We start from the raw sequence: 14732 nt of genomic DNA on the forward strand, positions 1-14732 counted from the left end.
CCATGGCCCATGGCTTAGAGGAACTCTTCGCCACCACCCGCCCCCAGCATGATCTCGCCCGCATCCGCCAGGCGGCGCGCGGTGGAGAGGATCTCCTTCTGGGCGGCTTCCACCTCGGAGACCCGGATCGGCCCCATGGCCTCGAGGTCGTCCGCCAGCATCTCGGCGGCCCGCTTGGACATGTTCTTGAATACTTTTTCCCGCATCTGGTCGTCCGACCCCTTGAGGGCCCGTTGCAGCAGATCCCCGGGCACTTCCCGCAACAGGGTCTGGATGCCCCGATCGTCCACGTCGATGAGGTTTTCGAACACGAACATCAGATCCTGGATCTGCTGGCTCATCTCCTCGTCCGACTCGCGGATGGAGTCCATCAGCTGCCCTTCGATGTTGGTGTCCAGGTAGTTCATGATGTTGGCCGCCGCCTTCAGGCCGCCCATCTTGGCCGCCTGGGCACCGGCCGCACCGGCGAACTGTTTCTCCATGATGTCGTTGAGCTCCTGCAGCGCCGCCGGTTGTACCTCTTCGAGGTTGGCGATGCGCATCACCAGATCCAGGCGCACCTGCTCCGGGAACTGGCTCAGGATCTCGGCGGACTGCTCCGGCTCCAGATAGGAGAGGACGATGGTCTGGATCTGCGGGTGCTCGTTCTGGATGATGCTGGCCACCTGGCGGGCATCCATCCACTTGAGGGAGTCGAGGCCACGGGCGCCTGAGCCCAGGATGATCTGATCCACCAGGTTGCTGGCCTTGTCCTCCCCGAGCGCCGCCACCAGGGCCTTGCGCACGAAGTCTTCACTGCCGATGCCGATGTTGGTGTACTTCTGGATGTCGTCGATAAATTGACGATGCACCGCCGCCACCCTATCGTGGCTGAAATCCGACATGGAGGCCATGGACATGCCGAGCCGCTGCACCTGCTTGGGCTCGAGGTGACGGAAGATCTGGGCCGCATCCTCCTCGTTGAGGCTCAGCATCAGCACCGCCGCCATCTCCATGCCGCCCATCTGATCCAGGATCAAACGCTGGCTTTCGGTGATGTCGTTGCCGGTGACCTGGCTTTTATTCTCTTCAGGCATCTTTGGTTACCCATTCTTTGATGACCTGGGCGGCCAGGTCAGGTTCGTTCGCTACCAGGGCGCGCACGGCCTTGAGCAGATCCTCGTCACGGTGCAGGTCAGGCAGCTTGAGCTGACCATCCCGCAGACCGAATACCGGTTCGGCCTCGGCCTGGGCGGCCAGCAGGCTCAGTTCATCGTCGCCACCCAGCACGGTGTGGTTGTCGAAGTCCAGCTCCCCTTCCGGCTTGGCGTCCGGGTAGAGCAGGCGCTTGAGCATGGGCCGCACCACGGTGACGATGAGCACTATGATGACCAGCACGGAGGCGGCGATGCGCACCGCGCGCCAGAACCAGGGCTGCTCGTAGAGGGGGATGTCGGCCACGGTCTCGAGTTCCGGGCGGTTGAACGGAATGGCGACCACCTCCAGAGTATCCCCCCGGGTCACGTCAAAGCCCAGACCGCCGCTCAGCAGACGGCGCAGGGTATCGAGTTCGGCCTGGCTGCGGGCTTCCCGGGTCACGGCACCGTCGGCGCCGGGGATGGCCTTGTAATCCACCGCCACCGACACCGTCATGCGGCGAATGCCACCCTGCTGGCGCCGGATGTGGCTGACGGTGGTGTCCAGTTCGAAGTTGCGGGTCGCTTCCTTGCGGGAACGGCCGGAAGAGGCGGTTCCTTCTGCGCCGGCTGCCTGCTCGGGAATGTTGGACGCGGCGGGCGGCTGGTTGGAGAGGGCGCCGGGCACCCCGCCGTTGCTGCCGCTGGCGCTGTTCTCTTCCATGGTCATTTCGGAGCGCACCGCCGGCAGGTCCGGGTTGTAGGTCTTGCGGGTCTGCTCCTGCTGGGAGAAGTCGAGGGAGAGATCCACCTCCGCCGTATAGTTGTCGGCCCCCAGCACCGGGATCAGGATGGCGTCAATTTTTTGTTTGTATTCGAGCTCCTGCTTCTGCTGCATCGCAAACTCCTTGCGGGTCTGGGCAGAGAGGGGATCCTGGGAGCCGGAGTTGAGCAAGCGACCGTTCTGGTCGGTCACGGTGACGCGGGTCGGCTCCAGACCGTGAACGGCGGAGGCGACCATGTCGACGATGGAGTCCACCTCACCCTGGCCCAGGGCGTTGCCCTTGAGGCTCAGGACCACGGTGGCGCTGGGCTTGCGTTCGTTGCGGGCGAACACGTTGTCTTTCGGGATAGCCAGCAGCACCTGGGCCTTGGCGACGTTCTGGAACTGCTCGATGGCGCTCGCCAACTGGCGCTCGCGGCTCAGTTTCAGGCGCTCGCTCTCCATGCGCTGGCTGACGCCGAAGCTGGAGTCCTTGAGCAGGATGGCTTCGCCGTCGTTGCTGGCGTCGCTGTTGTTGGCCAGACCGGCGCGGGTCAGGCGCAACCGGATGTCCGCATAGTTTTCAGCACTGACCAGCACGCTCTTGCCATCCACCTGATAGGGGATCTTCTGCTGATCCAGGTAATCCAGGGTGGAGACCAGCTCCTGGGTGGTGAAGGTGCCGAGGGGACGCATCTCCGGCTCCTTGCCCCACAAGAGGATGAAGACGGCGATGGCCAGACAGATGGTCAGCCCCAGGATCAGGGTGATCTGGCGCAACACATCGGTGTTGGACAGGAAGCCCAGCGCCGAGCTCTTCTGCTCGTGCTCGTCGAGGGCGGCCGCCCCCTCGTTGTTGATCAGCAGATCGCCGTTTTGATCAGTTGCCACGGTTTATGTCCTTGTTGCTGACATCTTCATGATGCTCGGTCGCCATGGGCCCGAGTTACACCGGCATGTTCATGATGGTCTTGTAGGCATCGACCATCTTGTTGCGCACCTGCACCGTCGCCTCGAAGGCGATGGAGGATTTCTGGCCGGCGATCATCACCTGGGAGAGATCCACCGACTTGTCGCCGAGATCGAAGCGGGTACGCAGATCGTTGGCGGTGCCCTGCAACTCGTTGACGTTGTCCAGGGCCTGTTGCAGCATCTGGCCGAAATCGGAGCTGACCGGACGACCGGGCTGGGTCAACGGCGTGGCACCGGCTTCCACCTTGAGGGCCTGCATCTCTTGCATCAGGCTGCTTGCGCTAATTTCCATCTTCCCTTCCCAGACAAATCATTGACACTGACTGGCTTGAAGCAATAAAGGTGCCAACCAGAGCGAGATCTCGAGATCAGGGATAAAAGCGGGGCGCGATCAGGCCGGCGGGCACCGGCCATCCGGGGATCAGGTCGCAGATCCGGGGGGATCGCCCAGCAGCAGCCGCAGGTAGATGCTCTGCTTGTCCCACTCCCGGCGGTGGGCAGCCATCCGATCCTGCTCGGCCTCATGGGTCATCTTGCTCTCCTGGTCGCCGGACTCTGTGCGGCGCCCATGAAAAAGAGGGCCTTGGGCCCTCTTTTTACTGCAAATCCCGACAAGTAAACAGGGTGCATCTCTAGCCATCCATGAAATGCCGGGTCAGATTGGCAGGGATCACTTGTTCAGGTCATCATCCAGCCAGTACTTGGAGCCCGAGATGTTGGCGTCAAGCAACAGTCCCTTCTCGCCAATCTGGTAGATAGCCATGCCGCCATTGTATTTGGCGGTGAGCTCGGCGCTTTCCTTGCCCGCCACGGCGCCCACCTCGGAGGTGGCTTCCCACCCCTTGCTGACGAAGGCATCGAACCTCGCCTTGTCTTCGAACAGGATCACCTGCTGGTAGAACTTGCCGCCGATCCCGGCCGCAAGACCGGCACCGAACATCTTCATGTAGGTGTGCTTGCCACTGGTGCGATTGACGGCGACCCCGGCCCCCTGATTGGTGTGGATCATCAGGGAGAACTTGCGCGAGTCGAACACCACATAGCCATAAGCCTTGTCAAACAGCAACTTGGCAGAGGGCTGTTCGTTGAACAGCCGCACCAGGGCGGTATCGGCCATGGTATCGAGGGCGGTTCTCGCCTCCTCCGGGGTCTTGGGCTCGAGCATGGTGTCGAGCTTCTTGTCGGCGGCGGTCAGCCACTCCTTGCCGGTGGCCGCGCTCTCTGCCGTCCAGGCCCCCGCCTTGTTGTAGGCTTCGGCCCCCCAGCTGGACACCGACTCCCAGGTCTCCTTGGAGAAATCGGTGATCCCCTTCCACGCCTCCTTGCTGGTATCGCTCACCGCGGTACCGAGTTCGGAGGCGGCCTCCTTCAGCTTTGCCCAGTCGGCCAGACCGGGGGTTGAGGCCAGCGCCAGTGCCGTGGCTATCACCAGGAATCGAATCTTCATTGTTTCCACCCTCTGTGATGAGTCGAAGGTCACAGTAGCAGATCTGGCACCTGCCCGTTAAGGGCATCCCCCCGGCGCGGGTCAGACGCTGACGCGCAGGGGCTCAACGAAGCCGTTTGCCCTGACCGTCCACCACCTGCTCACCATCCTCCTTGGCAAACGCTCCTTGCTGCGGGTCGGGCAGGATATCGAGTACCACCTCCGACGGGCGGCACAGCCGGGTGCCGCGGGGCGTGACCACGATGGGCCGGTTGATGAGGATGGGATGGGCCAGCATGGCGTCGATCAGTTCATCATCGCTGAAGCGATCTTCTGCCAGCCCCAGCACTTCGTAGGGGGGCACGTTCTTGCGCAGCAGATCGCGCACCGGCATGCCCATGGCGGCGATCAGGGCCACCAGCTCGTCGCGGGAGGGGGGCGTCTCCAGATAGTGGATGATGGTGGGCTCCACGCCGCTGTTGCGAATCAGCGCGAGGGTGTTGCGGGAGGTACCGCACTCCGGGTTGTGATAGAGGGTGATTGCACTCATTTGCCTGTCTCTCATGACTCAAGTGAATAGAAATGGGTTAGTGGCCATCCGTTAGCGCTTTTGTCCCGCCTCGTACCAGGGTTTGCTGGCGTTGACCACGCGCACCACCAGCAGCATGACCGGCACCTCGATGAGCACCCCGACCACGGTGGCGAGCGCCGCGCCCGAATGAAAGCCGAACAGGCTAATGGCGGCGGCCACCGCCAGCTCGAAGAAGTTGGAGGCCCCGATCAGGGCGGAAGGGCAAGCCACCGAGTGCTTCTCCCCCACCTTGCGGTTGAGCCAGTAGGCGAGCCCGGAGTTGAACAGCACCTGGATCAGGATGGGCACCGCCAGGAGGGCGATAACCAGCGGCTGCTCGATGATGGCGTTGCCCTGGAAGGCGAACAGCAGCACCAGGGTGAGCAGCAGGGCCGCCACCGACCAGGGCTGGATGCACGTCATGACGCCGTCAAAATGGGCCTTCCCCTTTCTCAGCAAGGCCTTGCGCAGCAGCTGGGCGAGGATGACAGGGATGACGATGTAGAGCACCACCGAGGTGAGCAGGGTATCCCAGGGCACGACTATGCTGGAGACCCCGAGCAGCAGCGCCACCAGCGGGGCAAAGGCAAACACCATGATGAGGTCGTTCACCGCCACCTGCGACAGGGTGAAGTAGGGATCGCCGTTGGTGAGGCGACTCCAGACAAACACCATGGCGGTGCAGGGGGCTGCCGCCAGCAGGATGAGGCCCGCCACGTAGCTGTCGAGCTGATCCGCCGGCAGCCAGTCGGCAAACAGCACGCGGATGAAGAGCCAGCCGAGGAAGACCATGGAGAAGGGCTTGACCAGCCAGTTGATGAAGAGGGTGACCCCGATTCCCTTGAGGTGCCCCTTCACCTGGTGCAGGGCGCCAAAATCTATCTTGAGCAGCATGGGGATGATCATCACCCAGATAAGCAGCCCCACCGGCAGGTTGACCCTGGCCACCTCCATGGCGCCGATGGCCTTGAAGAGACTCGGCAACCCCTGCCCGAGGCCAATGCCCACCAGGATGCAGAGGGCGACCCAGGCGGTCAGATAACGTTCAAAAAAGCCGATGGCAGGGGCTGCCTTGGCCTCACAGCCTGCAGACATGATGACTCCCGGTGCGATCCACGCTCGCACCCCAGGTTGAATAGATGAATGGCACGGCACATGGGCATAGACAGCCCGGCATGGCCCGTTACGACTCGCCGCAGCAGGACGACGACCCCTCGGCGCGGGAGGCGCTGCCGGGCCCGGCGGGCAGCAGGCCGCACGCCTCGGGATGACCGGCGCAGCACTCCTCGGTGAGGTAGGCGATCACCCCCAGCATCAGGGGGATGTTGGCGCGATAGCGCAGAAAGCGCCCCTCCTGCTCCACCGACAGCAACCCGGCGTTGAGCATCCCCTTGAGGTGAAACGAGAGGGTATTGGGGGCGATGTCGAGCTCGCCGGCCAGCTCCCCCGCGACCCGCCCCTCCAGCCCGGCCTTGACCAGCAGCCGCCACACCTCGAGCCGGATCCCGGATGCCAGCGATTCAAAGACCTTGGTGGCCGTCTCTTTGTTCATGGATCTCCCCCCTTGGATGCTTTATTTCAACTATACAAGAATTATTGAAATGATTAAAGTGTCACCACCGAGCCGACATCGCGACGGGACGGGCCGCCAGAAGCGCCGCCCCGGCCATGTCGTGCCCGCCAGCGGCCTCATGTCAGTCATACGGCTAATATGTGGCCTCTCTTTATAAGGCACTCTTATGACCTTACCCCGGATAATCCTCCCGTTGGCCGCCCCGCTCACCGCGGCGCCCTGCCTCGCCGCAAAGCCGCAATGCCCCACGGCGCCGGATGCACCTCAAGGCGATGAAACAAGAGAGGGCCCCAGGCCCCGCCATCAGATGACGGGGCCTGGGGAATCCGGGAGAAGCCGGGGAGGAGAGAGGGGGGCGCAATCAGGTGATCACGTGATCCCGATATTGCCGGTGGATGGCACAAAACGCCTCCCGGCTTTGCAGCGCCGCCGCGACGCAGACAGGGTCGAACTGGCTGCCGGCATGGGTCTTGAGGTATTCAAAGGCCGTTTCGAGGGGCCAGGCCTGCTTGTAGGGGCGCTCGCTGGTAAGGGCGTCAAACACATCCGCCACCGCGACGATGCGGGCTTCCAGGGGGATCGCCTCCCCCGCCAGTCCTTCCGGATAGCCCTGACCGTCGAAACGTTCGTGGTGGTAGGCGATGATGTTCTTCAGCATGTCGGTGTGATGGATACCGTCCAGGCCGAACTCGCGGATCATCAGGGCGATCATCTCCCGCCCCTTGAAGGGGTGGCTCTTCATCACCCCGTACTCCTCGGCCGTGAGCTTGCCCGGCTTGAGCAGGATGGCGTCGGGCACCGCAATCTTGCCGATATCGTGCAGCTCGGAGAAGAGGTGAATGAACTCCACCTCCTCGTCACTCAAGGGGTAATGGGCCGCCACCTCCCTGGCGATGAGCCGCGAATAGGCCGACATGCGGTGCAGGTGATTGGCGGTCTCCTCGTCCCGGTAGCGGCTGAACTCCCGCACCGTGGTCAGGGCCCCGTTCAGGGTCTGGATGGAGAAGAACTCCACCGCGATGATGGCCGCCAGGATCTGGGCATAGGCCGCCAGCTCACCGCAAATGGCGCCATCGAAGTAACCGGGCTCTTTGGCATCGCAAAACAGAAGGCCGAACAAGCGACTGTTGAGCAGCAGCGGCTCGGTATAGCTCGACGCGTAACCGGCCGCCAGCACTTTGCGGCTGTGCTCGGAGGGGGAGCCCAGCAGGGAATCCAGGGTGTCGAGCACCCTGGGCCGCTGGTGCTCGGCCAGGTAGCGCAGGGAAGGCACCTCGCTCAGCCTGACCTCGTACTGCAACAGCTGCGAGCCCCCGTCCGTGCTGTGGGCAAAGGTCTTGAGCTGGTCAGTCTGCGGGTCGTAGATGGCAATCGCCACCCGGCTCAACTTGTCAAACCGCTGCCTGAGGGTGGCGTGCACATTCTGCACTTTCTCACCAAATGAACTCTCCATCCCGCACATCCTTCTGATAGGCCTGTTGGGAGTATAGTGACACCCGTTTTGCCCCTCCTGCCAAATGGTGACGGCGCACAGGGATCGTGATCCCGCCCGCACCGGCGACGGCCCCCTCCCTGCCCGTGGTCATGTCACGCCCGCCCCACCCCGCTTCCCCGGGCAAAGAGATTGTTCGCTTCCGACGTGTCGGCTGTATAGTTTTTGGTTAGCCATTCCGGTAAAATCCGCGCCCTTGAATAAGAGCCACCTAAGAGTGATTGAGCGATGTCCAACACAAAACAGGCCCCCAAAGTAGGATTCGTCTCCTTGGGTTGCCCCAAAAACCTGGTCGATTCCGAACGCATCCTGACCCAGCTGCGTACCGAAGGGTACGACGTGGTGCCCAGCTATGACGATGCGGAGCTGGTGGTGGTCAACACCTGCGGCTTCATCGACAGCGCGGTGCAAGAGTCCCTGGAAGCCATCGGTGAGGCCCTGGCCGAGAACGGCAAGGTGATCGTCACCGGCTGCCTGGGTGCCAAAGAGAACCAGATCCGCGAGATCCACCCCAAGGTGCTCGAAATAACCGGTCCCCACGCCTATGAAGAGGTGCTGGGCCACGTCCACAAATACGTGGAAAAACCCACCCACAACCCCTTCACCAGCCTGGTGCCGGCCCACGGTGTCAAGCTGACCCCGCGCCACTACGCCTATCTCAAGATCTCCGAAGGCTGCAACCACCGCTGCACCTTCTGCATCATTCCCTCCATGCGCGGGGATCTGGTGAGCCGTCCCATCGGCGAAGTGCTGGCCGAAGCCAAGCGCCTGAAAGAGGCTGGCGTGAAGGAGATCCTGGTGATCTCCCAGGACACCTCCGCCTACGGCGTGGACGTCAAGCACCGCACCGGTTTCTACGACGGCATGCCGGTCAAGACCAGCATGGTGGCCCTGTGCGAAGAGCTAGCCAAGCTCGGCATGTGGGTGCGCCTGCACTACGTCTACCCGTACCCGCACGTGGATGACGTCATCCCCCTGATGCGCGACGGCAAAATCCTCCCCTACCTCGACATCCCGCTGCAGCACGCCAGCCCGCGCATCCTCAAATTGATGAAGCGCCCCGGCTCCGTCGAGCGCACCCTGGAGCGGATCCAGAAGTGGCGCGAGATCTGCCCCGAGATCACCCTGCGCTCCACCTTCATCGTCGGCTTCCCCGGCGAGACCGAAGAAGAGTTCCAGATGCTGCTGGACTTCATCGACAAGGCGGAACTGGACAGGGTTGGCTGCTTCAAATACAGCCCGGTCGAGGGTGCCAAGGCCAACGAGCTGCCGGATCCGGTGCCGGCCGAGGTGCAGGAAGAGCGCTTCCAGCGCTTCATGGAACTGCAACAGCAGGTCTCCATCCGCAAGCTGGCCCGTAAAGTGGGCAAAGAGATGCTGGTGCTGATCGACGAGGTGGACGAAGAAGGTGCCACCGGCCGCTCCGCCGCCGATGCCCCCGAGATCGACGGCTTGGTCTACCTGAATGGTGAAACCGGCCTCAAGCCCGGCGACATGGTCAAGGTCCGCATCGACGAAGCGGACGAGTACGACCTCTGGGCCAGCCTGGTGGAATAATCACGCCACTCCCCCTCAAAGCCAGTCGGTCTCACCGACTGGCTTTTTTAATGTCCGCCGCCCGTCAGGCTCTTGCATGCCCCCCTGTCATCCCCTGTCCCGCCCCTCATCACCGGTCTCCCTCCCCTCCCTCTTTTCGCACGCGCCCGTGAACCAGCGCACACTTCTCTCCTGCCACATGAGTCGCTTGTTTCCTGCGCAAAAATAAGCCGTGTCAACGGGGAAAAAACGAGCACGATCCAGCTCACATTATCGTTGCCACAGGGAGTGGCAAGGTGACTTTTTACTTTGTGAGAATTAATGCAACTTTATAATTTAAAAGGATTTAAAATTCATTTTGACGATAATGACGTGCGCCGTGCAATTTTTACGATATCGACGAAATGAAGAGTTGTTGTTTTCCTGTTAATTCTGCTTTTCTAAGGGCGTTGGACGACACAACTACAAGGGTGCAAAACCTGACCAACAGCGAGGGCCGGTATCCAAGCATGCGATGTCGGTGCTCCATTCCAAAACCATGGAAGACCAATAAGAAAGGAAAAAATATGCTTGCCAAAGTATCCAAAATCGCGACCTCAGTCATGCTGGGAACTCTGCTCGCCGGTGCCACCGGTACAGCCATGGCCGCCGACAACAAGACGGTGCTGACCCTGGTTGCCCAGCAGGAAACCGCATGGGTCAAGAACTTCAACCCCTTCCTGCAAGCGGGTCTGCTCCACACCACCCGTCACTTCATCTATGAGCCGCTGGTGATCTTCAACGATATGCAGGGTGGTAAACCCGTCTATCGTCTGGCTACCCACTACGCCTTCAGCGATGATCTGAAATCCGTCACCTTCGACCTGCGCGAAGGGGTCAAGTGGTCCGATGGTGAAGCCTTCACCGCCGACGACATCCTCTTCTCCTTCAACCTGGTCAAGGCCAACAAGGCGCTGGACGAGCGCTCCATCTGGACTCAGATCAAGGGTGTCGAGAAGCTGGGTGACCACAAGGTCAAATTCGACCTGGCCGAGATCAACACCAACGTGGTGAACGACCTGGTGCTGGTGCCCATCGTGCCGGAGCATCAGTGGAAGTCGGTGAAAGACCCCGTGGCCTTCACCAACGACAAGCCGGTCGGGACCGGTCCCTTCACCGAAGTGGACAACTTCTCCGCCCAGCTCTACACCCAGTGCCGCAACCCGCACTACTGGGACAACGCCAGCCTCTCCATCGACTGCCTGCGCATGCCGCAGATGGCCACCAACGACCAGGTACTGGCCGCCGTGATGAAGGGTGACGTGGATTGGTTCGGCTCCTTCGTGCCGGACATCGAGCGTCTCTACGTCGGCAACGATCCCAAGAACAACAAGTACTGGTTCCCCGCCTCCGGCACAGTGGCGTTCAACGTCAACTTCCAGAGCAAGAACCCGGGCAACCACGAAGCCTTCAACGACATAAACTTCCGCCGCGCCTTCTCCATGGCCATGGACCGCCAGTCCATGGTGGACATCGCGGGCTACGGCTACCCCACCGTCAACGAGTACCCGTCAGGGCTTGGCAAGGCATTCGCCTCCTGGGACAACCCGGACGTCGAGAAGAAGTACGGCAAGTACAACAAGTTCGACCTGGAAGGGGCCAAGGCCCTGCTGAAACAGGCGGGCTACAAGGACTGTGACGGCGACAAGTTCCTCGACACCCCGAGCTGCAAGAAGATCGAGTTCAAGGTGCTGGTACCGAACGGCTGGACCGACTGGGTCAACACCGTCCAGATCGGGGTCGAAGGCCTGCAGGCCCTGGGCCTGAACGCCAAGACCGCCACCCCGGAAGCCACCGTCTGGACCGAGTCCCTGATCACCGGTGACTTCGACGTCGCCCTGCAGGGTTACTTTGCCGGTGCCAACCCGCACAAGTACTTCGAGACCGCCTTCCACTCCCGCAACATGGGTGAGCGCGGCAACCGCTTCGCGGCGCCCCGCTACAAGGATCCCGAGCTCGACAAGCTGATCGACGACTTCACCCAGACCGCCGATGCGGCCAAGCAGAAGGAGATCATGTTCGCCATCCAGGAGCGTGTCGGGGCCAACCAGACCATCATCCCGGTGTTCAACAACCCGACCTGGTACGAATACAGCACCAAGCGTTTCAACGGCTGGTTCAGTGCCGACAACCCGGTCGCCAAGCCGCAGGTTCACCCGGACACTCCGGAGCGTCTGCTGCACGTGCTGTCACTCAAGCCAAACAGCTAATCACCCCGGCCCCCTGCGGGGGGCCCTCTTCCCCGCCATGTCTTCCATCCCCCGCACCTGCCGGGGTTGGGGGAGCTTTGCCCGGCGCGGGGCAGGCTTGCAGTAAAAGGTATCACCATGGGATTTATACTTAGACGCTTCTCCTTCTATCTGGTCGCCTTCCTGGTGGCCGCCACCATCAACTTCCTGCTACCCAGAGCCATGCCGGGGGACCCCGTCTCCGTCATGTTTGCCCGGGCCGGCGCCATGATGGAACCCGCCGCGCTGGAAGCCCTCAAAGCCACCTTCGGTTTCGTGGACGGCCCCATCGGCACCCAGTTTCTCACCTATGTGAAGAGCGTCTTCACCTGGGATCTCGGCACCTCGGTGCGCTACTACCCCCAACCGGTTGCCGACGTCCTCGGCCGCGCCATCGGCTGGACCCTGTTCCTGGTGGGCACCTCCACCATTCTGAGCTTCTCCATCGGCTCCATCGTCGGCATCTTCGCCGCCTGGTACCGGGGCGGACGCATGGACAGCATCCTCTCCCCGCTCACCCTGGTGATGCAGGCCATCCCCCCCGTGGTGGTCTCCCTGCTCGCCCTCTTCCTGTTCGGAGTGAGCCTCGGCTGGCTGCCCATCGGCTACGCCTACAGCCCCGAGATCCCCGCCGATTTTGGCTGGGAGCACATCAAGAGCATCCTGCTGCACGCCATCATGCCGGTGGGCACCCTGGCCGCCGTGCAGGTAGGAGGCTTTCTCATCACCATGCGCAACAACATGATCAATCTCCTGGGCGAGGACTACATCACCATGGCCAAGGCCAAGGGGCTCTCCAGCAACCGGGTGATCTTCAACTACGGCGCGCGCAACGCCGTGCTGCCCAGCGTCACCGCCCTCTCCATGGCGCTCGGTTTCGTCATCGGCGGATCCCTCATCACCGAGGTGATCTTCAACTACCCCGGCCTGGGATTGACCCTCTATCAGGGCATCCTGGCCCGTGACTACCCCCTCATCCAGGGGCAACTGCTCATCATGACCATCACCATGCTCAGCTTCAATTTCCTGGCGGACGTGCTCTACGTCTTCCTGGATCCCCGTCTGCGTACAGGAGGCAAATAAGATGCGTATGCCGACTATCTTGAAAATCCTGCTGGGCAACAAGAAGGCCGCCTTCGGCCTCGCCATCGTGGTCACCTTCGTGCTGATGGCCCTGTTCGCCCCGCTGCTCGCCAGCAACGAACCCACCAAGCGGGTCGCCCGCCCCCACCAGCCCCCCAGCATGGAGCTGGTGATGGGTTCCAACCGCATGGGCCACGATCTCTGGGCCCAGTTCACCAACGGCGCCCGCATCTCCCTGATGGTGGGCTTCGGGGCAGGCCTGCTGGTGTGCGCCCTGGCCATCACGGTGGGCATCACCGCCGGCTACTTCGGCGGCGTGGTGGACGAGTGCCTCACCTTCCTGATGAACGTGGTGCTGGTGATCCCGAACCTCCCCCTGTTGCTGGTGCTGGCGAGCTTCATCGGAGAGGCCTCCCCCATGGTGATCGCCCTCATCATAGGGTTGACCTCCTGGGCCTATGGTGCCCGGGTCATCCGCGCCCAGACCCTGGCCCTGCGGGAAAAGGAGTTTGTCATCGCCGCCGAGGTGCTGGGTGAACCGGCCTGGCGCATCATCCTGGTAGAGATACTGCCCAACCTCATCTCCATCATCGGGGTGAGCTTCATCGGGTCCATCATCTACGCCATCGTCACCGAGGCGACCCTGGAGTTCCTGGGGCTCGGCGACCCGACCGTGGTCAGCTGGGGCATCATGCTCTACAACGCCCAGACCTCGAGCGCCATCCTGGTGGGCGCCTGGTGGGAGATCCTGGCCCCCTGCTTCGCCATCGCCACCCTGGGGGCGGGTCTGGCCATGCTCAACTTCGCCATCGACGAAATCGCCAACCCGCAGCTTCGTTCCCACAAGGGCCTGCGTCGCTGGAAGCAGCTTGCCACTCCCATCACTGCTCAGGAGAAGACAGCATGAAGCCGCAACAACCCCTGCTGTCGGTGCGCAATCTCTGCGTCGACTACATCACCGAGAGCGGCGACGTGCGCGCCGTCAATTCGGTCAGTTTTGACATCATGCCGGGTGAGGTGTTCGGCCTCGCCGGCGAGTCTGGCTGCGGCAAGTCCACGGTCGCCTTCTCGGTGGCGCGCCTGCACAAGCCGCCCGCCTACATCAGCGGCGGCGAGATCCTGTTCAAGGGAGAGAACATCCTCGCCTTCGACGACGAGCGACTGCGCAGCTACCGCTGGCGCCAGGCGAGCGTGGTGTTCCAGTCCGCCATGAATGCGCTCAACCCCGTGCTGCGCATGGAGGAGCAGTTCTGCGACGTGCTCTTGGCCCACAACCCCGGCATGACACGCTATGAGGCGATCAAGCGCGCCCAGGAGCTGCTGGAGATCGTCGACATCCACCCCAGCCGGCTCAAGGACTACCCGCACCAGTTCTCCGGCGGCATGCGCCAGCGGCTGGTGATCGCCATCGCCATGGCCCTCAACCCCGAGCTCTTGATCATGGACGAGCCCACCACGGCGCTCGACGTGGTGGTGCAGCGGGAGATTTTGCAGAAGGTCTATGCGCTCAAGGCGAAGTTCAACTTCTCCATCCTCTTCATCACCCACGACCTCTCGCTCATGGTCGAGTTCTGTGATCGCATCGGCATCATGTACGCGGGGGAACTGGTGGAGGTGGCGCCGGCCAAGGCGATCCTGACCGCGCCCCTGCACCCCTACACCCGGGGCCTTGGCAACTCCTTCCCCCCCCTGCACGGGCCCAAGACCGTGCTGGAGGGGATACCGGGCAGCCCCCTCAACCTGCTGGAGGTGCCGGTGGGCTGCCGCTTCCAGGCACGCTGCGCCAAGGTGCACGCGCGCTGCCGCCAGGAATACACCCGGCTGGCCGAGATCCGGCCCGGCCAACAGGCTGCCTGCCACCTTCATGAGGCAGCAGAGGAACAACCGGATCTTCCGATCCATCTGGACAAGGCCGCTGGCTGTTAAGGATGTCT

13 protein-coding genes are annotated in these 14732 nt (G+C 62.4%); 5 read left to right on the plus strand and 8 right to left on the minus strand.

Annotated features, from left to right (window positions below):
* Positions 1-14: 14 nt before the first annotated feature.
* The 8 genes from fliG to C2U30_RS07345 all read right to left on the minus strand — a co-directional run bounded on the left by fliG (position 15) and on the right by C2U30_RS07345 (position 7873).
* Positions 15-1076, minus strand: coding sequence for a flagellar motor switch protein FliG (fliG, locus tag C2U30_RS07310; protein WP_010673917.1), 1062 nt, complete (start codon positions 1074-1076; stop codon positions 15-17).
* Entirely contained in the window at positions 1069-2769 is a 1701-nt protein-coding gene (gene fliF, locus C2U30_RS07315; RefSeq protein ID WP_010673916.1) for a flagellar basal-body MS-ring/collar protein FliF, read from the minus strand. The genes fliG and fliF overlap by 8 nt, the downstream gene beginning before the upstream one ends.
* 55 nt (positions 2770-2824) lie before the next feature.
* The gene (fliE, locus tag C2U30_RS07320; RefSeq protein WP_029314161.1) at positions 2825-3142 is read right to left on the minus strand and encodes a flagellar hook-basal body complex protein FliE; all 318 of its coding nucleotides are present in this window, start codon (positions 3140-3142) and stop codon (positions 2825-2827) included.
* Positions 3143-3520: 378 nt separating this feature from the next.
* Positions 3521-4297, minus strand: coding sequence for a beta cell expansion factor BefA (gene befA, locus C2U30_RS07325; protein ID WP_103243529.1), 777 nt, complete (start codon positions 4295-4297; stop codon positions 3521-3523).
* Between the two features lie 103 nt (positions 4298-4400).
* Positions 4401-4826, minus strand: coding sequence for a glutaredoxin-dependent arsenate reductase (arsC, locus tag C2U30_RS07330; RefSeq protein ID WP_103243530.1), 426 nt, complete (start codon positions 4824-4826; stop codon positions 4401-4403).
* Positions 4827-4877: 51 nt separating this feature from the next.
* Positions 4878-5942, minus strand: coding sequence for an ACR3 family arsenite efflux transporter (arsB, locus tag C2U30_RS07335; RefSeq protein ID WP_103243531.1), 1065 nt, complete (start codon positions 5940-5942; stop codon positions 4878-4880).
* Between the two features lie 88 nt (positions 5943-6030).
* Positions 6031-6399 carry an ArsR/SmtB family transcription factor gene (locus C2U30_RS07340; RefSeq protein WP_103243532.1) on the minus strand — a complete coding sequence of 123 codons (369 nt, stop codon included), beginning with the start codon at positions 6397-6399 and terminating at the stop codon, positions 6031-6033.
* A 382-nt stretch (positions 6400-6781) separates the two neighbouring features.
* Complete coding sequence (locus C2U30_RS07345) at positions 6782-7873, minus strand: HD domain-containing phosphohydrolase (protein WP_103243533.1); 1092 nt, start codon at positions 7871-7873, stop codon at positions 6782-6784.
* Between the two features lie 267 nt (positions 7874-8140).
* Between C2U30_RS07345 and rimO the strand changes: the two genes are divergently transcribed.
* The 5 genes from rimO to C2U30_RS07370 all read left to right on the plus strand — a co-directional run bounded on the left by rimO (position 8141) and on the right by C2U30_RS07370 (position 14724).
* Positions 8141-9469: a 30S ribosomal protein S12 methylthiotransferase RimO gene (gene rimO, locus C2U30_RS07350; protein WP_041215595.1), complete on the plus strand. Its 1329-nt coding sequence runs from the start codon at positions 8141-8143 to the stop codon at positions 9467-9469.
* A 545-nt stretch (positions 9470-10014) separates the two neighbouring features.
* Positions 10015-11697: an ABC transporter substrate-binding protein gene (locus C2U30_RS07355; RefSeq protein WP_010673906.1), complete on the plus strand. Its 1683-nt coding sequence runs from the start codon at positions 10015-10017 to the stop codon at positions 11695-11697.
* 117 nt (positions 11698-11814) lie between these two features.
* On the plus strand, positions 11815-12798 hold the full coding sequence (locus C2U30_RS07360) for an ABC transporter permease (protein ID WP_010673905.1): 984 nt from the start codon (positions 11815-11817) through the stop codon (positions 12796-12798).
* A gap of 1 nt (position 12799) precedes the next feature.
* Positions 12800-13705, plus strand: coding sequence for an ABC transporter permease (locus C2U30_RS07365; RefSeq protein WP_103243534.1), 906 nt, complete (start codon positions 12800-12802; stop codon positions 13703-13705).
* On the plus strand, positions 13702-14724 hold the full coding sequence (locus C2U30_RS07370) for an ABC transporter ATP-binding protein (protein WP_103243535.1): 1023 nt from the start codon (positions 13702-13704) through the stop codon (positions 14722-14724). The genes C2U30_RS07365 and C2U30_RS07370 overlap by 4 nt, the downstream gene beginning before the upstream one ends.
* Positions 14725-14732 lie beyond the last annotated feature (8 nt).

It is taken from the genome of Aeromonas sp. ASNIH5 (assembly GCF_002902865.1).
GTDB classification, from domain to species: domain Bacteria; phylum Pseudomonadota; class Gammaproteobacteria; order Enterobacterales; family Aeromonadaceae; genus Aeromonas; species Aeromonas caviae.

Coding starts and splice junctions, on each gene's coding strand:
- fliG (WP_010673917.1), bottom strand. CDS start 1,076: ATGCCTGAAGAGAATAAAAGCCAGGTCACCGGCAACGACATCACCGAA.
- fliE (WP_029314161.1), bottom strand. CDS start 3,142: ATGGAAATTAGCGCAAGCAGCCTGATGCAAGAGATGCAGGCCCTCAAG.
- befA (WP_103243529.1), bottom strand. CDS start 4,297: ATGAAGATTCGATTCCTGGTGATAGCCACGGCACTGGCGCTGGCCTCA.
- arsC (WP_103243530.1), bottom strand. CDS start 4,826: ATGAGTGCAATCACCCTCTATCACAACCCGGAGTGCGGTACCTCCCGC.
- arsB (WP_103243531.1), bottom strand. CDS start 5,942: ATGTCTGCAGGCTGTGAGGCCAAGGCAGCCCCTGCCATCGGCTTTTTT.
- C2U30_RS07340 (WP_103243532.1), bottom strand. CDS start 6,399: ATGAACAAAGAGACGGCCACCAAGGTCTTTGAATCGCTGGCATCCGGG.
- C2U30_RS07345 (WP_103243533.1), bottom strand. CDS start 7,873: ATGGAGAGTTCATTTGGTGAGAAAGTGCAGAATGTGCACGCCACCCTC.
- rimO (WP_041215595.1), top strand. CDS start 8,141: ATGTCCAACACAAAACAGGCCCCCAAAGTAGGATTCGTCTCCTTGGGT.
- C2U30_RS07355 (WP_010673906.1), top strand. CDS start 10,015: ATGCTTGCCAAAGTATCCAAAATCGCGACCTCAGTCATGCTGGGAACT.
- C2U30_RS07360 (WP_010673905.1), top strand. CDS start 11,815: ATGGGATTTATACTTAGACGCTTCTCCTTCTATCTGGTCGCCTTCCTG.
- C2U30_RS07365 (WP_103243534.1), top strand. CDS start 12,800: ATGCGTATGCCGACTATCTTGAAAATCCTGCTGGGCAACAAGAAGGCC.
- C2U30_RS07370 (WP_103243535.1), top strand. CDS start 13,702: ATGAAGCCGCAACAACCCCTGCTGTCGGTGCGCAATCTCTGCGTCGAC.